This is a genomic window from Balneola sp., from assembly GCA_002694685.1.
GTDB lineage: Bacteria > Bacteroidota > Rhodothermia > Balneolales > Balneolaceae > Gracilimonas.
This window is the reverse complement of the sequence record NZMW01000001.1, coordinates 392,431-414,539: the sequence shown is the minus strand read 5'-3', so window position 1 is coordinate 414,539 and position 22,109 is coordinate 392,431. Positions and strand designations below refer to the sequence as shown.

The window sequence follows — 22,109 nt, the reverse complement described above, 5'->3', positions numbered from 1 at the left end:
AGCAGGAAATGTGAATCGCGCAGTAAAACCTTTATTTTTAAAGATAAATGAATTCATCAACCCACAAGATTATTGGCAGAATTGAACAGGTAAATTTACCTGAATGGGAATTCAAAAACCTGGACGCCAAAATTGATACCGGAGCTTTTACTTCAAGCCTGCATTGTCATCATATAGAGCCTTTTAAACGCGAAGATGAAGAATGGATCAGGTTTTATATGTTGGACCCGGATCATGAATCCTACAGCGACAAAATGCTGGAAATGCCATTGCACGATAAACGGGAAGTCAAAAGCTCAAATGGAGAAACAGAACTTCGCTATTTCATACAAACGGAGATTGAATTTTATGACGGGAATTATAGCATTGAGTTTTCGCTCACTGATAGATCTGCCATGAAATACCCGCTACTTATTGGAAGGAAATTCTTGCAAAAAGGTCCTTTTCTGGTTGATGTGACACAAAAAAATCTATTTAAAACTTTAAAGAACTAGGAATTTTAGATAATGAAGTTAGGAATTCTTTCCAGAAATTCATCACTATACTCAACCTCCCGATTAGTCGAAGCCGCTGAAGCTGCTGGACACGAAGTGGAAGTAATTGACCACCTGAAGTGTGATATCGTTATTGAGCAGGATAGCCCAAAAATTTACTATAAGAGTAATAAAATTGACTATCTGGATGCCATCATCCCAAGAATCGGAGCTTCAGTTACCTTTTACGGGGCAGCTGTAGTTCGTCAGTTTGAAATGATGGAAGTATTTACAGCAGTCCATTCTCAAGCATTAGTAAGATCAAGAGACAAGCTGAGAAGTCTGCAGCTTTTGGCAAGTTCTGGTGTGGGGCTTCCAAAAACGGTTTTCACCAACTATTCTAAAGAGGTTAAAAAGTTAATTGAATCGGTTGGTGGAGCTCCTCTAATCGTGAAGCTACTTGAAGGAACTCAGGGACACGGTGTTGTTCTTGGGCCGACCAAGAAAGCAGCTGAATCAATTATTGAAGCATTTCACGCTATGAAAGCCCGAGTAATTGTACAGGAGTTTATATCTGAATCTAAAGGCGCAGATATCCGTGCTTTTATTGTAGATGGCAAAGTAGTTGGAGCCATGAAAAGACAGGGTAAAGAGGGCGAATTCCGTTCTAACCTCCACCAAGGTGGTTCCAGCCAGCTCATTAAACTAAGCAAAGCAGAACGAGAAGCAGCACTGACAGCAGCCCGGGCAATGGACCTATCCATCGCTGGTGTTGATATGCTCCAATCCGAGCGCGGTCCTTTAATCCTTGAAGTTAATTCATCTCCGGGGCTTGAGGGCATCGAGAAAACAACCAAAAAGGATATTGCAGGATTTATAATTGGCTATATCGAAAAAGCCGTAGAAGAACGGAAGCAAAACCCGGCTCGTAAGAAAAAAGCGAAAAAGCATGCCTGAGTTTATTACGATCAATAAACAAAAAATTGGTCTTGGCGAACAGAAGATTGTTAATCTAAATATTGCCAGGCTACCTACCTACACAAGTATTGATCTGCCTGTTTGCGTTTATAGAGCCCCTAAAGATGGTCCTGTTCTTTTATTGACCGGGGGTTTGCATGGTGATGAAATTAACGGTGTTGAAATTGTACGCCGTATGATTGAACGTGAAATTGTAGTACCCGAATTTGGTACGGTAATCGCTATTCCGATAGTAAACATTTATGGGTTTATTCAGAACTCCCGTGGGTTACCGGATGGTAAAGATATAAATCGAAGCTTTCCTGGCGCTAAAGGAGGTTCACTGGCCAAATTACTGGCTCATACCTTGATGAAGGAAATTATTCCGGAAGTGGATTGCGGTATTGATTTCCATACAGGTGGTGCAGCTAGAGCTAACTATCCGCAGATAAGGTGCTCGTTTAAAATAAAGAAAGCCAAAGAATTAGCTGCTGCTATGGGTGCTCCGGTTATGATGCATTCTTCGCTTATCACTAAGTCGTTTAGAAATGCAGCCCATAAAAAAGGCATAGAAATACTCGTTTATGAAACCGGGGAATCTCTCCGTTATGATGAGTTTGGTATTGAGGAAGGCATAGACGGAGCGCAACGTCTCATGAAACACCTCAAAATGATCAAAGAAGCACCAAGGCCTAATAAGACAAAAATATTCGACAGCTCAACTTGGATCAGAACAAAGAACGCAGGATTATTTATTACAAAGGCTGAGCTTGGAGAAGAGTTTAATAAGCGTCAGGTATTAGGTTCGATTAAAGACCCATATGGGGAATTAAACTCTAGAGTAATTGCTCCAAAGGATGGGATGGTAATTGGGCTAAATAACTGCCCCGTAGTAAATAAAGGCGATGCCCTTATTCATTTTGCATATAACAAATAAATAGAAGTTAAGACATTGGAAATAGATTTATTATTCACGGCAATTAAGGACTCTGACTGGAAATCTGTATCAGACAGTGGCAAATTTGAACCAGAATCTGTAGAGGAAAAAGGACGGGTTAAATGCTTTACAGGTGAACAAGCTGAAAGTATTATTAACCATTATTTTGACAAAGATGACACAGTTTTACTAGTCGTTTTGGATCCATTGAGAATTCAAAGTCCAATAAAACGTATTCAGGAGGATGGCTTCAATTTTGTTGCTGTTCAGGGAGCTGTTACAATTGATGCTATCATTGATAAGATTAAATTATCCGCGGGGAAAAAGGGTACGTTTTCTCTGAATGTTAAACATTTCGATTGACCGTAAAGCCTACATATTGCTTTATAATCAACTGTGCATCAAACTCTTTTAAAGCAGCTTCATTTTTAAAATCAAAGGAGAGACAAATAGCTCAAATTTTTGGCAATCCTGAGTTTGTATATATTCAAAAAGATGATTCCATTGTTGATATTGTTCGTGAAAAGGCTAACGAATTTACTCATATTATTGCCTGTGGCGGTGATGGAACCGTAAACCGGGTCGCTAATGGTATTATGGGTTCTGAGGCCATATTAGGCGTTTTACCACTTGGCAGCGGAAATGATTTTGCACAAAGTATTGGATTGGGAAATCAGTTTGAGGAAAACTTATCCATTCTTAAAAAGGGGAAAACCCGTCCTACTGATGTTATAGAAATTGAGAAGGGATTTTTTGTTAACACATTCGGGATTGGAGTTGATGGTCTTACAAATTACTACGCATCAAAGTCCAGGTTTAAAAAAGGAGCGCTAAAATATTTTTCTGGTGGACTGATTGCACTTTTCAAATCAACCCCTTTTAAGGCAGATTTAAGCATAGATGGATCCCAAATTGATCTAGAGGCCAAATGCTGGATGATAGCAGTAGCAAATGGGAAATCTGAAGGAGGGAGGTACAAAATTTCTCCGGAATCCCTGAACTATGATGGTAAAGTAGAAGTAATAGTGGTAAAAGCCGTCCAGAGAATAAAACTAATTATAGCTTTCCTAAAATTGTCTTTCGGCTTTGAATTTAATGACACACTTGTACATCGATTTTCTCTACAGGAAAACTGTACCATTAAAACAGATGATCATCTTAAATGCCATGCTGATGGCGAACAAGTTTCGCCAGGCACGGTAATTAATTTTAAATTACTTAAAGCTGGTCTTTCCGTCATTACCGGTTAACTAAATTGAGTTACAGGCTTCATTAAATCTTCACAGATTCTGAGTACTCTCATATAACTTCTAACATTAAAGGAGGAAAAAATGAGAGGTCCGGTAAAGTTAATCGACAGAAAAAATGATTTAAAAAAAGGCTACTTAATCCGCATGGAAATTGGGGTAATAGCTTCATTACTTATTTTCATAGCCGCAGTAAAAATGGATATCAGGGCTGAAAAGAGTAATGAAGGCATCTCCATTGATAGACAAGAAGAAGTTTTCATGGAGGAAATTGTACAAACCAAGCAAGAAATTAAAGCTCCGCCGCCGCCAAGACCTGTAGTTCCTGTTGCGGTTCCAAATGATGAAATCATCGAAGATGAGATCATCGACCTGGATGCTGAGCTTGATTTAGATGCTTTTGCAATGGAATTACCGCCACCACCACCAAGACAAATCGAAGATGAAGCTGAAGAACAAATCTTTGTGGTAGTGGAGCAAATGCCTGAATTAATTGGGGGAATGGCCGCTGTTCAAAAACAAATTACATACCCGCCAATGGCTATAAGAGCCGGGATTGAAGGAAAAGTCATCGTTCAGTTCTTAATTGATAAAGAAGGAAATGTCAGAGATCCCTTCGTAATTAGAGGAATTGGAGGCGGCTGTGATGAGGAAGCTCTTAAGGCCGTATCAAAAGTGAAGTTTGTACCTGGCAGACAAAGAGGAAAGCCTGTAGTGGTTAAATTTAGTCTACCGGTCTCATTTAGACTCGAAACTGAAAGTTAGACATACGTCAAGCCAGACAATCATAAGAAATTAAACGAACTCAGGATTCCGTTGTATTAAGAGAGGCAATGGTATTCTTGAGTTCATCAAATCCTACAGGTTTAATAAGATATTCTACATAATTAGTAGATTTTGCTCTTTCCCGATTTAAAGGATCTGAATTACCGGTAATATAGATAACAGGGGTGTCAATAGATTTTTCACGCAGAGCAAGCATTGCGTCGATACCATCAACGTCATCTTCAAGCATTATATCCATTAGGATCAAATCAGGGTTGAGAGCTTCAATCTTTTCGATAGCTTCCTGACCTTTAGTAATAACTTCAAGTACATCGTAATCTAGCCGCTGAATCATCTTGGATAAAAGTAACGAGAGCACTTTGTCGTCTTCAACAATAATAATTTTCATAAGAGCAAAGATAAGCTATTTATACTTAACTGATGTAATACTTTTTGAATAATATAGAGCTTTAGAGATAAGATTTATAATCTCTATTAACTTGGTACACGGTAAAAATACAAAGTCAGTTCTAGAAGTGTAAGTTAATTAGGTTTAATGTTTATGAATTGATACCGGTGTGACTCAGTCGTCATAATAGAATAGAATTACTCCTATAATTTATATTATGTAAAGTAGCGTTAGTTTATAAACATAGTCTTCTCTACTATTACTTATCTATAATCGAGCAGCTATATATTCGATGCGGAACTTTTAGGTCCTGTACTTCTAATTTAGATCGGCTAGTACTTGCTGCACTTTTGATAGGTTTGGCATTTCGCCTGAGTCTTCCAGGATTTCAGAGTGAGCTACTCTTCCCTGTTGGTCTATAATAAATACGGATCTCTTAGCCACGCCTTTCATACCAAAAAAATCTTGATATAAGACTCCATACATCTCGCTTACTTCTTTGTTGAAGTCGCTTAGAAGCTTAAAATTCAAATTGTTTGCTTCCTTGAATGCCTTAAGCGTAAAAAAGCTGTCTATACTGATCCCAAATACTTCAGCATCAAGTGCTTCATAGATTTTGAGATTATCACGAGTTGTACACAATTCCTTGGTACAAACTCCGCTAAAAGCTAAAGGGAAAAACAAAAGAACCACATTCTTTTCGCCTTTATAGCTTTCTAAGGTAACATCTTCGTTATTGGTGTCTTTCAGAGTGAAATTTGGTGCTTTATCCATGAAGTTAGAATACGTGTTTAGTTTTTATACTCTTCGCTATGGATAAATCTAATCGTAGCAAAAAGAATTCCCACACAGAGTAAAATTTCTGAAACCCACACCATATCAACACTTGTTGATCGATTAAAGATAAGCCAGTAACTAAGGTATGACGTTGCTACACCAGTGATTCCAATGATGTAATACCTTCTATTTCTTTTTTTAGCCTGTTTAAGGGCAAATACGAGAACAGTTACTATTAATGCCCCTCCTTGATAGATGGCATTAATAAGGTCCTTAATTACAATAGAATCAATTATTAATGGAAAAAATAGAAAACTTACAAAAGGTAAAGCGGTTAGATAGACGGGAAAACGTGCAAAAATAGGCTTTGATTCCCGAATCAAAACGAGCAGGCCACTTATATATATAGTGACGGATACCAGTTTACCCCATTGGAATAAATTTAACGGAGTTTGAATTTGAAAAAGATCAAATAAATACGGAATCGTAATTATTAATGCGGCTAAGCTGAAATAAAGCTCTAATAGTGATCTGCGCCTAATAAATAGCTTAATTAATAATACAAATACCGTTCCAAAAGAAAGAGAAACAACAAGGTCTGTCCACTTAGCCGGATCCATCAGCTTTCCGGATTTCGGCTTTCTAGCTCTCTCTGCATTTGTTTACTCTGTTGGTAAGTCATTACCAGATCAGCTATTTCTTTAAGGGTACTTCGCTCGTTTCGAACCATTTGGTTGGCAAATTCAAACAAGCTGATGCTATGCCTTCCTTTAGTTATTTCTCTTTCCCAATCAATGACCGGAATATTCTTAATAAGATTTAAGAGTGCTACGCGATGCTTTGAAATTTTATAGAGAAGCTTTTGAATGTCTTTGGCAAGGTCTTCATCTTTTTCAAAGGTTTCCTCCGGTTCCACATAGGCATTTAGATTGATTGGCCGTGCATTTTTGAAGGCATCTTCAATGACTTTCCGGTAGTAATTTTGCTGAGCATGATCTAAAAACATGAGAATCTCAGCAATAGAGCGACCTTCTGGAGGGGCTTCGCTATATGGGACAGAATCAATTACATACTTGAGGGCTTCAGCTTCATGCTCAAGATAGGCAACGTCGTCAATAAGAGTATCAATCTGGCTTTGTTTAATATCCATCTTCAAAGACTAATTAGGTAGACCAGCTTGATGATGCCGGGGTTGAATCATTTTTTTCTTGCTGCTCAATCATGTCAACCAAAGACAATCCGGTATTCCAGTCTTTGTCCCTGTCTCTTACAGAGTGAATATTATTCTCTTCCTGAAAATCCCAAAAAGAACCAAATTGCTGATTTCTGTATTTCTTGAGATACTCAAGACGCTCTTCAACGTCTTCCTTAGGAACCAATAATCGTTCCTTATCATATATAGCATCTTCTCTTGATTCGAATACGATATCGTAATCTTTACTCATCACAATAGCTTCTTCGGGGCAAACTTCTTCACAATATCCACAGTATATGCAACGAAGCATATTGATCTCGAAGAAATCAGGGTACCTCTCCTTCTCATCTTCTGTCTCTTTAGCCTGCATGCTTATTGCAAGCGGCGGACATGCTCGAGCACATAAACCACAAGCAACACATCGTTCTTTGTTGTGATCTTCTACAAGAACAGGTCGTCCACGGAAAATTGCAGGTGGATCCCACTTTTCTTCCGGGTAATTCAGCGTGAAAGTTGGCTGAAACATCTGTTTAAAGGAATACCACATTCCTTTAAATATCTCAGGCAAATACAAGCTTTCAAGAAAGTTAAGCTTTCGCTCATTCTTGTAGTTATCGCTTAGTGCGTTTACTGAAGGTTTTTCTAGATTCTTAGCCATTCAATTCGAATCGGTTTCATGTAGTAATTAGCACTCAAAAATAAACCATTGTTGGGTTAGCATCAAAGTTATTTCTGAGCTTTTCTATTTTATTTTTGGCGGAAAACCATGGTAATCGGAACGCCTACAAATCCAAAACGTTCCCGAATTTTATTTTCAATATATCTGCGGTAGTTCGGTGGCAAATCATGCGGACTGTTCATAAAGAATTTAAATACCGGTGGATTGCTCTTAACCTGTGTTGCATAGGTGATTTTAAGCTGTCTTCCTCTTTTCATTGGGAGAGGTTTTTCACCTAACATCTTATCGATAAAATCATTGAAGTCGGAAGTGTTAATTTCCTTATTCCGTTCTGCAATCACATGATCAGCTAAATCAATTACTTTGTGAATACGGGTTTTATTCATTGCAGAAATTGTCACAATAGGCACATAACCAAGCTGAGGAACCGATGTATAGATGTATTCCTCAAAGTCTCTGACCGTATTCGTGTCTTTCTCAGGCACCAGGTCCCATTTATTAAGTACAATAATGAGACCTTTGTTAAACTTCTCTGCTTCACGAATAACACGCTTGTCCTGAGCATCAAAACCTTGCATAGCATCAACTAAAAGAATCGCAATATCGCATTCACGTATTGCCCGATCTGTACGAATGGTACTGTAGAATTCAATATTCTCTTTTACTTTTGTCCGCTTACGAAGTCCTGCAGTGTCAACTAGTAGGTAATCCTTGCCATTATAGTTGAGGTTGCTGTTGATTGAGTCTCGGGTAGTGCCAGCTATATCGGTAACAATAGCTCGTTCATCATCCAGTAAAGCATTAAAAAGGCTGCTTTTCCCCACATTTGGCCGACCGACAAAGGCTAATTTTGGTGTATCACTTTCTGGTTCAGGTTCTGTTTCTTCAGGAAGCAATTCGACAACTTTGTCTAATAACTCACCTGTTCCTGTGCCATTGATAGAACTGACCGGAAACAGATCTTCAAAGCCAAGCTCATAGAACTCAGTAGAATTAAATCGGCGTTCTTCATTATCAGCCTTATTACTGACTAATAAAACCGGCTTATCCTGATGACGAAGTAATTCAGCAACGGATTTATCCAGTGTATTTACCCCATCTGTTACATCAACAACAAAAAGGATGACATCAGATTCTTCAAGGGCAATGTGAACCTGTTCGCGGATTCCAACCACCATCACATTCATTTCATTAGGAAGATAGCCTCCCGTATCAATTACGGTGAAGTCTCTCCCATTCCAAAATGTTTCGCCATAGTGGCGATCTCGGGTCACTCCGTACTCATCGTGCACGATAGCTTTGCGTTTTCCGATGAGTCGATTAAATAAGGTGGATTTACCAACGTTAGGGCGTCCTACAATAGAAACTACTGGAAGCATTTTAAGTCTTAGATTCTTAGATTCAACAAGTTATAAAGGTACGCATTATTCAGCACTTAATTATACTATGCTTCAAAGCTTTTACGACAATTTCGGATTCTTCGGCGCTTTGTTCCTCGCCTTCTTTCTATTCATCTTTTTTATTTTTTGGATGGCAGGAATCGCAGGCATCACTTTGCCTTATGATGGTGGCCGTAAAAAAGGCAGTACCTGGCAGGTAGTGCTAGCTATCTTCTTCCCTCCTTACCCAGTGGTTTGGCTTATTGTAGATATGTACCTACAGCGAAAGTACATGAAAGAAGGCGATTAATTTTTAGAAAGGAATCGTTGTTTTGACCCTGTAATAGAGATCACCTGCAGTTTCAGTAAACAATTTTTCAGTGGGCTGTGCAAATCCAACCGCGTGTGTGAGCGGTAATCCAAAAAATGAGAGCTGATTCTTAAATTCTACACCTGAACCCCATCTAACTATAGATCCAGTTTCTCCGGTTGCTGATCTTGCCTCCCAAATCATTCCAACATCAGAAATAAGCGAAAAGGCAACACCTCCAAAACTTATAAGTCCTAACAACTCAGTTTCAAGGGATGGAATGAATGGCATTCGGTATTCTAAACTACCAAATACAACCCGGTTACCTGCTACAAATTCTTTATAACCTCTTACCCGGTTTATACTGCCAAAGAATTGAAAAGGAACATTGCCGGGTATATCAATATCAATGTTATCATACTTTGAAAAACCGATGTAATTTTGTGGAAGTTGATTTCCCCATTGTTGCTGATATCGACCTTCAATAAATAGCCTATGCATCCCAATACTCGGGAGAATGGCGTAAGCATGAATGTCTGTTTCGAAAGAACTCACTTCCGAACCCGCAACTTTTTCTGTTCGAAGTACACTTACTCTTAGCCCCGTTCCATCTAACGGATGGAGTAAATTATCCTTCCAGGGACGTTGCTTTGTTATTTGCCAGCTTATCTGTAGGTCACTTACATCTGCAGATTGAGGAGTGGCTACGTTTGTATTTCCAGTAAACCGACTCACTCCATAAGGTTTAGTGGAATAGTACCTTAGTTTTGTAGAAAATTGACTGGATTGATAAGGAGCTGAAAACATATCAAGTGGCCAGGTTGCAGATATATCACCGCCGACATACTCTTCAAGTAAGAATTCATCTCCATAAAATTGTCCGTTCTCGGGAAGTTTATAAAGAGAAAAAGCGATGGTTGGATAAAGCTGGTTATTTACATAACCGAACCCGCCGTAAGACTCATTCTTTAAATCAGGGATGGAAATCCATCCGCCGGCAGTAATTGAATGTTTACCAAGGGGCTCTGTCCAATTTGTAGTAGCAAAAAAGCCCCAATCTTCTGAATCAGCGTAGTAAGGAAACCCAAAGGAAGCAACATGTGTAAGGTTTTTTAGTGACTTATACCGATATCTATCTGTAATTAAATCAGGATTAGGTTCAACCTTGGATGCAATAACACTTGGAGGAGTATGCGTTTTCCAAGTTGTATAAGTTTCCGGAAGTTGAACTGTCGGTTTATAAACTTTTCGATCAGCAGGTACCATGTATAACTGATCCCGATTCCTCGACTCAGAGGCCCCTACTATAATATGCTCAGTGTTTGTTGAATCGTCACCGGCGAGCCAGCCGAATACATCACCCCCTGTAAACAGATTCGTAAACCGGGACTCAACCCTCGATTCAAAATCGTAGATAAAGACGTTAGGAACTTCGTCCCGTAAAGAAATATAGGCGATTTTAGTACCATCAGGGCTTAGGAGAGCTTTTCGGTTATCTAAATCTCCTGAATCAATAACTGTTTCTTCTCCGGTATTATCACTTATGAGTACCAAATTCCGGTCACCGTTTTCGCTGAATTTATGGATGAGCCAGCTTTGCTGAGACTCAACCCAAAGCGGCCAAAGCACCTGAATATCACCGCTGTAATTTGTAACCCGGGTTTCCTGCTCTGTTTCTAAATTCATCGTAAATAAATTACCTGTTCCATCTTCATTAACGATATAAGCTATTTGGGTATCGCTTTGACCGGCTACGGGAAACTTTGCTCGTCTATTAAAGGTGATCTGTTTTTCACGTTCATCTTTTAAATTATATAGGAATACGTCATTCATTAAAGAGGAATTCTTCCCTCTAACTAGTCTTGAGTACAATAGTTGAGTTTCATTGCTCCAGCTTAAATCACTGTTAATAGCACCTTCACCTATCAAATTTGTGGTTTTAGTAGAGTCTAGGGTAATCAGGTGAAGCCTCTTAACCGGCCTTGACATTGATGTGAGCGATAAAACGGCTGCTACACTGTCATTTGGACTTATGGATGCATCGTAATAAAATTGCCCAGGAAATCTTAATTCATCTGCATTCAGAGAATCGGTACGCTCCATTTGTCCGGCTAGAGTATTGTAATAGACATTTTTATGTTTTCGCCAATTATCATAAAATTTACTGTACCCTCCTTCAATGGTTTCCTCAAATGCAGTTCCAAAATCGTGGTATCTGAATAACCCCCAAAGTTTATCTCTATGCGCCAGTAAATCTGCAAGAGTTGAATCGCCATATTGCTCCGCAAAGTAACGAAGTTGAGCATTTCCCAATGCATACCGCAGCCTGCCGTCTTCCATAGATTGACCAGATGCGTAGTTCAGGTTGTCATCAAATATAGCCTTTCGGAGCCATCGATCGCCTCTTTGGGAATCCCATTCTTCCGTTTCGTATTGAGCAAGTCCTTCTGTCCAAAAGCTAGGAAGGGGATTTGCGATGGCATACTGAAATAATCCCATTGGAGATTTAACAGCCTCAAAGTGAAAAATATGAGCCAGCTCGTGGGCTACTACTTTTCGGAGCCACTTCTCCTGCCCTGTCCAAATTTCACTATAGTCGTTTAAGTTAACCCAAATATCGGTGTAGGCGTTATTAAAAGGTACAGCAAAGCCATTATTAATCTCGTCTTCATCCGAAAGATAGATTCTAATTTTAAAATCAAATGTGACCTCAAGGTTCTTTGATAATACATCATAGGTCTCTTCTGCAATGGAAGCTGCTTTGTCTTCAATCCCCCTTAACCGTTCCGGAAACATGATTTTAAAATGCTCAGTTTCAGCAACCTGCCACTTTAATTCGGGGTGATTTCGTCCATTCGAGGAATTGAACCCTTGTGCGTATATAAGCTGTGATGAGAGGAAAAAAGTGAATAATAGCGATACGTATTTTATCAATGCCTTCTGCCTAATTTTTATGAACGAATAAAAAAGGAAATTAATCACTCAATTGCTGTTGATTTCCCTCTGAAAGCTGATTTTGTTCTTCCTCTACCAACTTCCACTCTTCTACTAATTTGTCATTCATCTCTTTAAGGAATCGTGAAGGTTGCGTAAAATAATCTCCATAAGCAGATTGAGCCAGAACAGGATAGCTGAAATAGAGCATATCTTTAGCTCGGGTTGCCGCTACATATAAAAGCCTTAACTCTTCATCCAGTTGATCCTCATCTTCCACGGAATATGCAGAAGGAATAATACCATCCAGGCACTGAATGATAAATACATGTTTCCACTCCAGTCCTTTTGCAGAATGGATGGTACTTAGGATTAAAGGAGCTTCTTCCTTGGTTTTTTGCTCGGTATCAACAGCTGTTGCATTAATAGGATCGAGAGCAAGTTCTTCAAGCATTTTAGGAAGTGAAGTAAAGCTTTCTGATACATTAACAAAAGCCTCTAAGTCTTTAAGGCGCTTTGGATAATCATCGTATCTATCTTTGCAGAAATTACGGTAATAGTCAACAATTAGCTCTATAACTTTGGATACTGAATGATCGTTTTCATTGAGCTCAATGAGTAATTTACTAAGAACCTTTAGCTGATCGAGGTATGCTTTACTCGTGGTGTCAGAAAGGTCTAGTTTGTAGGGATTCTTTGCTAAGCGAATCCAATCAAATAAATCCTGAGCTGTTTTTGGGCCAATTCCGTCCAGCAGCATAAGCACTCGATTCCAGGCAATGGTATCCATGGGATTTACTAAAACCCGGACATGGGCTAATACATCTTTAATATGAGCGGCTTCCGTAAACTTCTGCCCACCATACTTTACAAAAGGGATATTCTTGCGATTCAACTCTACTTCAAGATCAAAAGAATCACGACCATTTCTGAATAATACAGCCATCTCATTAAGTTCCATGCCTTGTTCCCGCAGCTGGAGTACCATCTGAGTTAGAAATCGACTTTGGTCATGCTCACTGGAAGATTGTACTAAAGCGGGCAACTCTCCTTCTTCATTTTTTGAAAAAAGCTCTTTCTCAAACTTAAAGTTAGCTTGCCTGAGTAGGTTGTTAGCCACTTCCAGAATTTGAGGTGTGGATCTATAATTCTCTTCAAGCTTGATCACTTTAGTTCCGTCAAAACGATCCGGAAAGTCCATAATGTTTTGATGGTCAGCTCCCCGGAATGAATAGATGCTCTGAGCGTCATCGCCAACGGCCATCACATTTCCATGAACACTCGAAAAAAGCTCGGTAAGTTCAGCCTGCAACTTATTGGTATCCTGAAACTCATCCACCATCACAAATTCATTTTTCGAAGCTACTTTAATCCGTATATCATCATGCTGTGTAAGAAGTTGCCTCGTTTTTATAAGGAGATCATCAAAGTCCATTACAAAGTTCTTCTCCTTATAATCCTGATACCCAAAAGCTACTTGCTCAATCTTTTCTTCCTGCTCCATAAACTGCGGGTATTGCTCCTGCAAAACGATTCGTAAATCCAGGTGCTTATTGATGCACGTACTGATGATATTAAGTAAGGTGTTTTTATTTGGGAATCTTTTTTTCTTTTTCTGAAGATTAAGCTCAGTCCGCACAAACTGTATCACCTCTAAAGCATCCGCTGTATCTATAATGGTAAAGTTTGATGGAAAGCCGATGACTTCTGCGTGCCGGTGAAGTAACAAGCTACAGTAAAAATGAAATGTCCCTCCTTGCACTTGTTTACACCGTTCGTCCAAAATATTACTGGCTCGGTTTAGCATTTCCTTCGACGCTCTCCGAGTAAAAGTAAGAAGCAGAATATTGGATGGGTTAATACCGCTTTCTACCAATCGTGCTACTCTGTGGACTAAAGTGCGTGTCTTCCCGGTCCCGGCTCCAGCTACAACTAAAGCCGGACCTTTTTCATGGAAGACGGCCTCTAACTGCTGTTCATTTAGTAATTCAGCATACGGAATGGAATAGTCTTCGGGGCGCTTTCGAGGCTCTTCTTTTTGGAGAACGAATTTTTTCATACCCTAAAATAGTAAATGATGGATATATGTAAAAATTATGTGTTAATTAAAGGGTATTTAATTATTCAATATCAGTAGAAATAAGAATGCAGTTACCTTTGTTTCGCGAAGATGTAAAGATCAGTGAAGTCTTGATTGTCATCGAACCGCCAAAAGAGATTGTTGAATATATTGCGTTGCTCAAGAAAGAGATCTCTGAAGAGTTTGGTGATTTCACTTCCCGCTACTCTACCGCACATGTAACAGTCAATGACTTTTTAGTAGCTGATGAACGAATGAAGCCGGTTTTATCTGCAATAGAAAAACATATCTCAGAGTTTAAAGCTTTTAGTATCAGACTCAATGGCTTCTCCTCTTTTGAGAATGGTAATACGATTTTTGTGAATGTTGAAGTACCCGACTCTTATAATAGCCTTATTGATGAATTCGAAATACTCAGGCAGGAAGTAGTAAAAACAAAAAAGAAAAATTTCTACAACAGCAGAACTCCACATATCACAATAGCTAATCAGTTAGCAAATTCTTCCTTTAAGGAGCTTAAAAAAAGGTTTAGCCCTATTCATTTTAATCACGAGTTTAGTGTTGAGAAGCTGGTCATTCTCAAACGAGATAAAAACCTGGGTAAATTTGAACACATCGGAGATATAAATCTTAAGAATTAGTTTTTCCAATTGTCCGAATACCCAAATATATTCCGTCCTCAAAATCAAAAGGTTCAAATATTAAGTAAACAGTAAATGATTAACGAACCTTCGTTAGCGCCAAGGGAATTTGGATGGATAGAAGTCGTTTGTGGCGGTATGTTTAGCGGGAAAACCGAAGAACTGATTCGCCGTGCTAAGCGCGCTCACATTGCAGGACAAAAAGTTGTGGTTGTTAAACCCGCTCTCGACAAAAGGTATAGTGACAACGAAGTCGTATCTCACAACGAGACAGCCCTTCCCAGTATTTTAGTTGATACTGCCGACCAGATTGTATTACTAACCGGTGATGCCAAGGTGGTTTGTATTGATGAAGCCCAGTTTTTTGACGACCGTGTAGTGGATGTGGCTAACTCTCTGGCAAATGATGGAAAGCGAGTCATAGTTGCAGGGCTTGACATGGATTTTGAAGGCAAACCTTTTGGTCCTATGCCCTACTTGCTGGCAATTGCCGAGTATGTAACCAAACTTCACGCCGTATGTGCTGAAAGTGGTACTATGGCGCATTATTCACAACGTATCGTAGAGAAGGAAGCTCAGGTTTTAGTTGGGGAGTACGATGCATATGAACCCCGGGCACGTCATTGCTTCCGCCCTCCCGTCGATCGGCGTCGTGGTCGGCCTATTAAGCCATTTATTATACCTGCTGCTCCTGAATCTGGAAAGCAAAAGGAAGAAAAAACAGAAGAAATCAACTCAGAAAACAGCTAATGGATATTATAAGAGGTCTTATCGGAATTGTAGGCTTAATTGGGCTTGCTTTTATTTTCAGTAACAACAAGAAAAATGTAAACTGGAGATTAGTCGGTATTGGAATAGGGATTCAGTTTATCCTGGCTATTTTTATACTCAAGGCTGATGTTCTTGCAGGCTTTTGGGGTCCGCTCGGATGGCCTATGATTTTGTTCCAGAAGATTGCCAGTTTCTTTGTGGTCGTTTTGAACTATACCACTGAAGGAGCTTCTTTTATTTTTGGGCGATTGGGACATGGCCCTCAATATGAGGATAGTCTTGGCGTCTTTTTTGCCTTTCAGGTGCTCCCTACTATTGTCTTCTTTGCTTCGCTGACGGCCATATTGTATCACTATGGCGTTTTGCAATTTATTGTAAAGATGGTTTCTAAAGGAATGCAGAAACTATTGGGAACCTCAGGAGCAGAAACCCTCTCGGTTGTCTCGAACATTTTTGTAGGGCAAACAGAAGCTCCCCTGGTTATTAAGCCATTCATTGAGAAAATGACTAAATCTGAACTCATGGTTGTAATGACCGGAGGTATGGCAACAATCGCCGGTGGTGTTATGGCTGCTTATGTAGCAATGCTTGGCGCTCCATTTGCTGAAGCGAATGGGTTGGAAATACAGGTTGCTCAACAACTTTTTGCTGAACGACTTTTAGGGGCCAGTTTAATGGCTGCTCCTGCTGCTTTAGTGATTGCTAAAATTCTTTATCCGGAAGATGGCGAACCGGTTACCAAAGGTGATGTATCGATGAACGTTGAAAAAACCGATGCCAATGGTATCGATGCAGCTGCTACTGGTGCGGGAACCGGCCTTCATCTTGCTTTAAATGTAGGCGCTATGTTATTGGCGTTCATTGCATTACTAGCGATGTTTAATGGAATATTAGGTTGGGGAAGTGATCTTACAGGTATTACCTCATTACTTGGAGAAAGCCTGACTATTGAGATGGTTTTGGGATGGGCTTTTGCCCCTATCGCCTGGCTCATTGGAGTTCCCTGGGCTGATGCCGTGAACATGGGTTCCTTGCTAGGTACTAAAATAGTACTGAATGAGTTTGTTGCTTATCTGAAGCTTGCTGAGAATGTTAGTGCAGCTTCAATTTCACCCAAAACAATAGCTATGGCAACTTTTGCGTTGTGTGGTTTTGCTAACTTTTCGTCTATCGCCATTCAAATTGGAGGTATCGGGGGGTTGGCTCCAAGCAGAAAATCAGATTTGGCTAAGTTTGGAATTAAGGCTGTTTTTGCCGGAACTTTAGCTAACTTAATGACGGCTACATTTGCCGGAATGCTCTTTTAATTAACCGTAATCATCAAGAAAATTAATCTTACTTCGTAATGGCGAACATAACGAACCGATATTTTTACAGCTTATTTATACTTCTATTTATACCGGCTCTTTTAATGGGTCAGTCAAAGAACGATAAGACCGTTGTTGGTACAGTTGGTGATCAGAAAGTCACCTATGCTGAGTTAAAAGCAAACTATAGCAGCGGTTCAACAGCAACACCTACCCTTGAAGATCTTGAAAGCTTCCTCCCTATCTATCTGGACTATAAAGCAAAATTGCTGGCAGCAAAAGATCAGGGTTACTATCAGGATTCAACGTTAAAAGCTGAGCATCAGTCTTACGTAAAACAAGCAGCTTACGCTTTTTGGCTTGAGCAAGAAATCAAGCCTTTGGCATTTGATGAATTTAAGGCGAGATCTAATGAAGAGTTAAAGACCTATCATATTTTGATTGCTGTAGGCCCGAATGCTTCTCAAGATGAAATCGATGCAGCCATAGAAAAGTTGAATGAAGCAAAGAAAGAGATTGAAAGTGGAGTTGCTCTTGATGAAGTGAACCAAAAGTATTCTTCCGTCCGAGGCGGCCGCAGCATGGGTGGAGACATTCCATGGATTTCAGCTGGAAGAACCGTTGCAGAGTTTGAGGATGTAGCTTTCGGGCTTGAAGTAGGAGAATTATCGGACCCCTTCAAAACGCAGTTTGGCTACCATATAGTTTTGCTTCAGGATAGAAGAGAACGAACTCCTGCCCGCCTGACTTCTCATGTTTTTGTAAGAGGAACTGGCGATTCTACAGCCTATGACAAGATTTATCAGGCGTATGAAATGCTTGAAAGCGGACAGGATTGGGGCGCTGTTGTAAATCAAATGACAGAAGATGCCGCATCCAAAAGGAATAATGGCCGCATTGGATGGATTAGTTACCAACAGAATTTCCCATCAGATATTGTAGAAGCTGTAGCTTCTGTTGATCCTTCAGATACATATTCGGAACCCTTCAAATCCCAATATGGGTTTCACATTTTCAAGATTGATTCCGTAGAGAGTTATCCTTCCGAAGAAGTCAGAGATGAATTGCTCATGCAAAAGCTTAAAGAAACACCCTATTATGAAGAGAGCAATGATTTTGTAGTCGATTTTCTTGAAGAGAAATTCGAGGGTACTTCATTCGAGAAAAACATAAACCAGTATAAAAGCTGGCTTCTAAGTAATGACACTACTACCATAGGTGCGATTCCATCCCCATCGTCAATGCAGAATATGGATGTCTATTCTTTTAATGGAGAGTCTTATTCAGTTCAGGACTTTCATAATTATCTGGTAGACACTTACGGCAGCAGGATGGCAAAAATTTATTCCGATAACTGGTTCAATACTTATACCCGTACAATAGTGGATTCTAAGATTGTTGAACTCACCATATCCACATACCCTGATTTTCAGCAGCAATCCGATAGCTATCTCAATGGCCTGGTTGTTTATAACATAAATGAAGCCAATGTATGGAGTGCAGCAACTGTTGATACTTCGCGCCTGCGTAGCATTTATAACGACAATATCAGCAACTACCAATATCCTGAGCGTCCTTTCTATTATCTGTTGACTGCACGCAACGATTCTACTTTGATGAAAGCAAAAGCCTTTGTTAATAATGGTGGATCACCGGATAGTCTCAGATCAAACATTGAGAGATTAGGTGTGGCAGTTGATTCCACTACTAATTTCACTGAAGATCCCTTCGATAGACTAGCTGAGATGAGCGAAAATAGTTTCTCAGAGCCCTTTGATTATAACAACAGAGGCATGTTCTGGCTGGAAGAACGCTTACCTGCTCGCAACATGACATTTGATGAGGCTTTTAACCGTGTCTTGTCAACGTACCAACCAATTCGAGAGCAAGAGTGGTTGGCCGAACTGCGAAGTGAGTACAATATTAAAGTACATCGGAATAAGCTAAAATCGGCATTCCGAAAAGACTCCTGATTATATAATGAAAGCAGCATCTCTCTTTTTAGTTAGCGCCTTGTTCTTTTTTGCAAGTTCATGCACAAATAACACAGGTAATTCTACGGTTCTATTAGCTGAAGTAGGCGCTGAAAGACTTACTAAAGAGGCAGCTAAAGCTGAAATACCCAAACACATATTTGAATCGGACAGTACTTCGGCCTACCTCAAATACCGTGAAGATTGGATTCGGCGGCAAGTTATTTTACAGGAAGCAGAACGGCTAAACTTCACCCGAAGAAGCGGAGTTGAAGAAAAACTACAGCGCATTCGGGAAGAATATATCCTCCAAGCCGTCCAGGATTATATCATTGCTGAATTTGAGGAAGACTCTGATGTAAGCGAACAAGAAGCTCGAAACTACTACCAGCAGAACAAAGATAAATTCACGCTCGATGAGCGTTATGTACGCTATCGACATTTGATAGCAAACTCAAATGCAGAAGCTGAGCAAGCTAAAAGGGATCTCATGCGAGGAATTGAATGGGAAACTGTCGCCCAGGATTATTCTAAATATGCTGAATTGAAGATCAGAGAATCTGAGCGATACTGGCCTATATCCATTGCAGGCGGCGATATTGCTATGTTGAATCGATATTTAACGATCATTGGTCCTTCCGAAATATCACCAACATATCGTTCGGGCAATGAATATCACTTTGTACAGTTAACAGATGAAAGGCCTGAAGGCGATCATCCTGATTTAGACTGGTTAATTGATCAGATTGAAGAATGGCTAACGCTTGAAAAGCGAAAAAGAGCATTCAACACATACGTAAAGAATCTTTATCTTCAGGGACAGGCCAATAATGAAATTAAAATTTATAACGTTACGAATGAAACGAATACAGCAGTAAGCGATACTGTTTCATTGAACCAAATTACTAATGAAGAATAATTACTTATTTCTCCCTCTCCTTTCACTATCCTTACTACTTACATCCGGTTTACAGGCACAGCAAAAACAAATTGCAGATCGTATTGTTGCTCATGTTAATGACAACATCATTCTAAAATCTGAGATCGATCAGAGTGTTGCTGATTACATGAGACAATCTCAAGTTCAGGGGCAACGAGTACAATTCAGTCGTGAACTTTGGTTTAACTTTCTAGAATCAGCTATTGATAATTACGTGCTTCTGGAAAAAGCTCAGATTGACTCTATTGTCGTTTCAGATGATGAAGTTGAACTCCGTATGGATCAGCGAATTCGTGAGCTAACAGCCCGTGCAGGTAGTGAACAAGCTCTTGAGGAAACATTCGGCAAATCAATTTTACAACTGAAAGCAGACTTCAGAGAAGACTTTCGTCAGCAAATGATTACAAGTCGTGTACAACAGGGTAAAATGCAGTCAATCTCCATTACCCGTCCGGAAGTGAATCAGTTTTTTGAAAACATCCCAACTGACTCCCTCCCTACTATCCCTGAACAAGTTGCTCTATCTCAAATTGTAATTCTACCTCCCGCAAAAGATAATGCGAAAGAAAATGCTTTTGAATTTGCCAAGCAGTTAAGGGATTCCATTTTAGTACACGGTAAATCAATTGAGGAGTTAGCACGTCGACACAGTGATGATCAAGGCTCTGCAAGAAACGGTGGTTTACTACCGCTTATGTCATTGGATGAATTGGTCTCTGAGTATTCAGCGGCGGCTTCTGCCCTGCAACCGGGTGGGATTTCCAAAGTAGTTGAGACTCAGTTTGGCTACCACGTAATTAAGCTAAACCGCAGGGTTGGTGACAGAATTGAGACTAATCACATCCTCATTACTGTAGATAATGAAGAGCTAGATGATGACTACGCTATTAACAGACTTAATACTATCCGTGATAGCATTATGACCAATCCAGAAGTTAAATTCCCTGCTGTTGCACGTGAACTCAGTGAAGATGAAGCAACGGCGAATTTAGGCGGAAAAATCTTTGATCCTCAAAGCGGTGAACGACTGATTGCTCTTAACCGTTTAGATCCGGCAATGTATAGAATTGTTCTTCTTATGGATGAAGTGGGATATATCTCTGAACCTAAGTCATTCACACTAAGAGGACAGAATAAGAAAGCCTATCGAATTGTTCGATTAGATAGACAGATTCCTGAACACATTGCTAACCTTGAACAAGATTATGAGCGTATTAAAAACATTGCGCTACAACAAAAACAGTATAGAGTGATGCAGACGTGGATGAAGGATCTGCGCGATGAAATTTATATTGAATATAAAATTGATGTCCCCGGTAAGGAGAATAGTTTATGAGCACAGATGTACAGGACCCGGTGAAGTTGGCGGATGAATTCCATAAGGTTTTTCATCAGATAAAAAAAGAAATACATAAGGCAGTTATTGGTCAGGATGATATTATTGACCTCCTGCTTATCAGTTTGTTCTCCAGAGGACATTGCGTTTTGGTAGGTGTTCCCGGACTGGCAAAAACGTTGTTAATCCGAACTCTATCAGAATCTCTTAGTCTGACTTTCAATCGTATACAGTTTACTCCGGATCTAATGCCTGGTGATATTACAGGTACCGAGGTTATTGAAGAGAATAAAGACACTGGGCGTAAAGAATTTACTTTTATAAAAGGGCCTGTTTTTGCAAACATCCTTTTAGCCGACGAGATCAACCGTACTCCTCCAAAAACTCAGGCAGCTTTGCTTGAGGGGATGCAAGAATATCACGTAACAACCGGTGGTAAGACCTACGACTTGGACACCCCCTTCTTTGTATTAGCTACACAAAATCCAATTGAACAAGAAGGAACCTACCCTCTGCCGGAAGCTCAGCTTGACCGTTTCATGTTCAATGTTTGGGTTGATTATCCTTCCCTTGAAGAAGAAAAGGAGATTGTTAGTAAAACAACGGCACATCAGGATATTAATATTCAAGCCTTGGTGACGAAAGAAAAAATCAAGGAACTTCAGGCGCTGGTTCGAGAAGTTCCGGTTCCCGATAATGTTCTAGACTTTGCGGTGGAACTTGTTTCTAAGACTCGCCCAGGCACCGATATGGCCCCTGATTATATTAATAAGTACATGAGTTGGGGTGCGGGCCCCAGAGCGTCTCAGTATCTAATTTTAGGCGGGAAAGCACGAGCCTTATCCCAAGGACGATATCATGTAACTGAAGACGATATTAAGGAATTAGCCATTCCGGTATTAAGGCATCGAATAGTCAATAATTATGCAGCCGAAGCCGAAGGTTATACTACGGTTAAGCTGATCCAGATGCTTATAGAAGAAGGCTAAATTTACGATG

22 protein-coding genes are annotated in these 22,109 nt (G+C 39.9%); 14 read left to right on the top strand and 8 right to left on the bottom strand.

Annotated elements, in window-relative coordinates; translation table 11 throughout:
- The first annotated feature begins 47 nt into the window (after window positions 1–47).
- The 6 genes from CL667_01740 to CL667_01715 all read left to right on the top strand — a co-directional run bounded on the left by CL667_01740 (window position 48) and on the right by CL667_01715 (window position 4,379).
- Window positions 48–494: a hypothetical protein gene (locus CL667_01740; GenBank protein ID MAL16406.1), complete on the top strand. Its 447-nt coding sequence runs from the start codon at window positions 48–50 to the stop codon at window positions 492–494.
- A 12-nt stretch (window positions 495–506) separates the two neighbouring features.
- Window positions 507–1,430: a 30S ribosomal protein S6--L-glutamate ligase gene (locus tag CL667_01735; protein ID MAL16405.1), complete on the top strand. Its 924-nt coding sequence runs from the start codon at window positions 507–509 to the stop codon at window positions 1,428–1,430.
- Window positions 1,423–2,367: a succinylglutamate desuccinylase gene (locus CL667_01730; protein MAL16404.1), complete on the top strand. Its 945-nt coding sequence runs from the start codon at window positions 1,423–1,425 to the stop codon at window positions 2,365–2,367. Before CL667_01735 ends, CL667_01730 begins: the two co-directional genes overlap by 8 nt.
- Window positions 2,368–2,730, top strand: coding sequence for a hypothetical protein (locus CL667_01725; GenBank protein MAL16403.1), 363 nt, complete (start codon window positions 2,368–2,370; stop codon window positions 2,728–2,730). It begins immediately after the preceding gene.
- Entirely contained in the window at window positions 2,727–3,617 is an 891-nt protein-coding gene (locus CL667_01720; GenBank protein ID MAL16402.1) for a hypothetical protein, read from the top strand. The genes CL667_01725 and CL667_01720 overlap by 4 nt, the downstream gene beginning before the upstream one ends.
- 81 nt (window positions 3,618–3,698) lie before the next feature.
- The gene (locus tag CL667_01715; protein ID MAL16401.1) at window positions 3,699–4,379 is read left to right on the top strand and encodes an energy transducer TonB; all 681 of its coding nucleotides are present in this window, start codon (window positions 3,699–3,701) and stop codon (window positions 4,377–4,379) included.
- A gap of 40 nt (window positions 4,380–4,419) precedes the next feature.
- Here the strand turns inward: CL667_01715 and CL667_01710 are convergent, their stop codons facing one another.
- From CL667_01710 to CL667_01685, 6 genes are all read right to left on the bottom strand, one after another.
- Window positions 4,420–4,788 (bottom strand): response regulator, encoded by a 369-nt coding sequence (locus CL667_01710; GenBank protein ID MAL16400.1) that lies wholly within the window; start codon window positions 4,786–4,788, stop codon window positions 4,420–4,422.
- Window positions 4,789–5,106: 318 nt separating this feature from the next.
- Window positions 5,107–5,562, bottom strand: a complete 456-nt coding sequence (locus tag CL667_01705) for a peroxiredoxin (GenBank protein MAL16399.1) — start codon at window positions 5,560–5,562, stop codon at window positions 5,107–5,109.
- 17 nt (window positions 5,563–5,579) lie between these two features.
- Complete coding sequence (locus CL667_01700; GenBank protein MAL16398.1) at window positions 5,580–6,185, bottom strand: hypothetical protein; 606 nt, start codon at window positions 6,183–6,185, stop codon at window positions 5,580–5,582.
- Window positions 6,185–6,715: a hypothetical protein gene (locus CL667_01695; GenBank protein ID MAL16397.1), complete on the bottom strand. Its 531-nt coding sequence runs from the start codon at window positions 6,713–6,715 to the stop codon at window positions 6,185–6,187. Before CL667_01695 ends, CL667_01700 begins: the two co-directional genes overlap by 1 nt.
- Before the next feature lie 13 nt (window positions 6,716–6,728).
- A complete protein-coding gene (locus tag CL667_01690) occupies window positions 6,729–7,418 on the bottom strand; it encodes an NADH-quinone oxidoreductase subunit I (GenBank protein ID MAL16396.1) in 690 nt (229 codons plus the stop codon).
- A gap of 89 nt (window positions 7,419–7,507) precedes the next feature.
- A complete protein-coding gene (locus CL667_01685) occupies window positions 7,508–8,818 on the bottom strand; it encodes a ribosome biogenesis GTPase Der (GenBank protein ID MAL16395.1) in 1,311 nt (436 codons plus the stop codon).
- 67 nt (window positions 8,819–8,885) lie between these two features.
- Between CL667_01685 and CL667_01680 the strand changes: the two genes are divergently transcribed.
- Window positions 8,886–9,128, top strand: a complete 243-nt coding sequence (locus CL667_01680) for a hypothetical protein (protein MAL16394.1) — start codon at window positions 8,886–8,888, stop codon at window positions 9,126–9,128.
- A gap of 3 nt (window positions 9,129–9,131) precedes the next feature.
- On the opposite strand, the gene CL667_01675 is transcribed toward CL667_01680, so the two are convergent.
- Window positions 9,132–12,110, bottom strand: coding sequence for a hypothetical protein (locus CL667_01675; protein ID MAL16393.1), 2,979 nt, complete (start codon window positions 12,108–12,110; stop codon window positions 9,132–9,134).
- Window positions 12,103–14,121, bottom strand: a complete 2,019-nt coding sequence (locus CL667_01670; GenBank protein ID MAL16392.1) for an ATP-dependent DNA helicase — start codon at window positions 14,119–14,121, stop codon at window positions 12,103–12,105. Before CL667_01670 ends, CL667_01675 begins: the two co-directional genes overlap by 8 nt.
- 86 nt (window positions 14,122–14,207) lie before the next feature.
- Here CL667_01670 and CL667_01665 point away from each other — a divergent pair, with 86 nt between their 5' ends.
- From CL667_01665 to CL667_01635, 7 genes are all read left to right on the top strand, one after another.
- Window positions 14,208–14,783, top strand: coding sequence for a hypothetical protein (locus tag CL667_01665; GenBank protein ID MAL16391.1), 576 nt, complete (start codon window positions 14,208–14,210; stop codon window positions 14,781–14,783).
- A gap of 75 nt (window positions 14,784–14,858) precedes the next feature.
- The gene (locus tag CL667_01660; protein ID MAL16390.1) at window positions 14,859–15,533 is read left to right on the top strand and encodes a thymidine kinase; all 675 of its coding nucleotides are present in this window, start codon (window positions 14,859–14,861) and stop codon (window positions 15,531–15,533) included.
- A complete protein-coding gene (locus CL667_01655) occupies window positions 15,533–16,861 on the top strand; it encodes a NupC/NupG family nucleoside CNT transporter (protein ID MAL16389.1) in 1,329 nt (442 codons plus the stop codon). Before CL667_01660 ends, CL667_01655 begins: the two co-directional genes overlap by 1 nt.
- Before the next feature lie 38 nt (window positions 16,862–16,899).
- Entirely contained in the window at window positions 16,900–18,834 is a 1,935-nt protein-coding gene (locus CL667_01650; protein MAL16388.1) for a hypothetical protein, read from the top strand.
- Window positions 18,835–18,841: 7 nt separating this feature from the next.
- Complete coding sequence (locus CL667_01645) at window positions 18,842–19,753, top strand: hypothetical protein (protein ID MAL16387.1); 912 nt, start codon at window positions 18,842–18,844, stop codon at window positions 19,751–19,753.
- On the top strand, window positions 19,743–21,110 hold the full coding sequence (locus tag CL667_01640) for a hypothetical protein (protein ID MAL16386.1): 1,368 nt from the start codon (window positions 19,743–19,745) through the stop codon (window positions 21,108–21,110). Before CL667_01645 ends, CL667_01640 begins: the two co-directional genes overlap by 11 nt.
- Entirely contained in the window at window positions 21,107–22,099 is a 993-nt protein-coding gene (locus tag CL667_01635) for an AAA family ATPase (GenBank protein MAL16385.1), read from the top strand. The genes CL667_01640 and CL667_01635 overlap by 4 nt, the downstream gene beginning before the upstream one ends.
- Window positions 22,100–22,109 lie beyond the last annotated feature (10 nt).

Excerpts from the sequence above, each read along its gene's own strand:
- CL667_01740 (MAL16406.1), top strand. The coding sequence starts at position 48 with ATGAATTCATCAACCCACAAGATTATTGGCAGAATTGAACAGGTAAAT.
- CL667_01735 (MAL16405.1), top strand. The coding sequence starts at position 507 with ATGAAGTTAGGAATTCTTTCCAGAAATTCATCACTATACTCAACCTCC.
- CL667_01730 (MAL16404.1), top strand. The coding sequence starts at position 1,423 with ATGCCTGAGTTTATTACGATCAATAAACAAAAAATTGGTCTTGGCGAA.
- CL667_01715 (MAL16401.1), top strand. The coding sequence starts at position 3,699 with ATGAGAGGTCCGGTAAAGTTAATCGACAGAAAAAATGATTTAAAAAAA.
- CL667_01710 (MAL16400.1), bottom strand. The coding sequence starts at position 4,788 with ATGAAAATTATTATTGTTGAAGACGACAAAGTGCTCTCGTTACTTTTA.
- CL667_01705 (MAL16399.1), bottom strand. The coding sequence starts at position 5,562 with ATGGATAAAGCACCAAATTTCACTCTGAAAGACACCAATAACGAAGAT.
- CL667_01700 (MAL16398.1), bottom strand. The coding sequence starts at position 6,185 with ATGGATCCGGCTAAGTGGACAGACCTTGTTGTTTCTCTTTCTTTTGGA.
- CL667_01695 (MAL16397.1), bottom strand. The coding sequence starts at position 6,715 with ATGGATATTAAACAAAGCCAGATTGATACTCTTATTGACGACGTTGCC.
- CL667_01690 (MAL16396.1), bottom strand. The coding sequence starts at position 7,418 with ATGGCTAAGAATCTAGAAAAACCTTCAGTAAACGCACTAAGCGATAAC.
- CL667_01685 (MAL16395.1), bottom strand. The coding sequence starts at position 8,818 with ATGCTTCCAGTAGTTTCTATTGTAGGACGCCCTAACGTTGGTAAATCC.
- CL667_01680 (MAL16394.1), top strand. The coding sequence starts at position 8,886 with ATGCTTCAAAGCTTTTACGACAATTTCGGATTCTTCGGCGCTTTGTTC.
- CL667_01670 (MAL16392.1), bottom strand. The coding sequence starts at position 14,121 with ATGAAAAAATTCGTTCTCCAAAAAGAAGAGCCTCGAAAGCGCCCCGAA.
- CL667_01665 (MAL16391.1), top strand. The coding sequence starts at position 14,208 with ATGCAGTTACCTTTGTTTCGCGAAGATGTAAAGATCAGTGAAGTCTTG.
- CL667_01660 (MAL16390.1), top strand. The coding sequence starts at position 14,859 with ATGATTAACGAACCTTCGTTAGCGCCAAGGGAATTTGGATGGATAGAA.
- CL667_01655 (MAL16389.1), top strand. The coding sequence starts at position 15,533 with ATGGATATTATAAGAGGTCTTATCGGAATTGTAGGCTTAATTGGGCTT.
- CL667_01650 (MAL16388.1), top strand. The coding sequence starts at position 16,900 with ATGGCGAACATAACGAACCGATATTTTTACAGCTTATTTATACTTCTA.
- CL667_01645 (MAL16387.1), top strand. The coding sequence starts at position 18,842 with ATGAAAGCAGCATCTCTCTTTTTAGTTAGCGCCTTGTTCTTTTTTGCA.
- CL667_01640 (MAL16386.1), top strand. The coding sequence starts at position 19,743 with ATGAAGAATAATTACTTATTTCTCCCTCTCCTTTCACTATCCTTACTA.
- CL667_01635 (MAL16385.1), top strand. The coding sequence starts at position 21,107 with ATGAGCACAGATGTACAGGACCCGGTGAAGTTGGCGGATGAATTCCAT.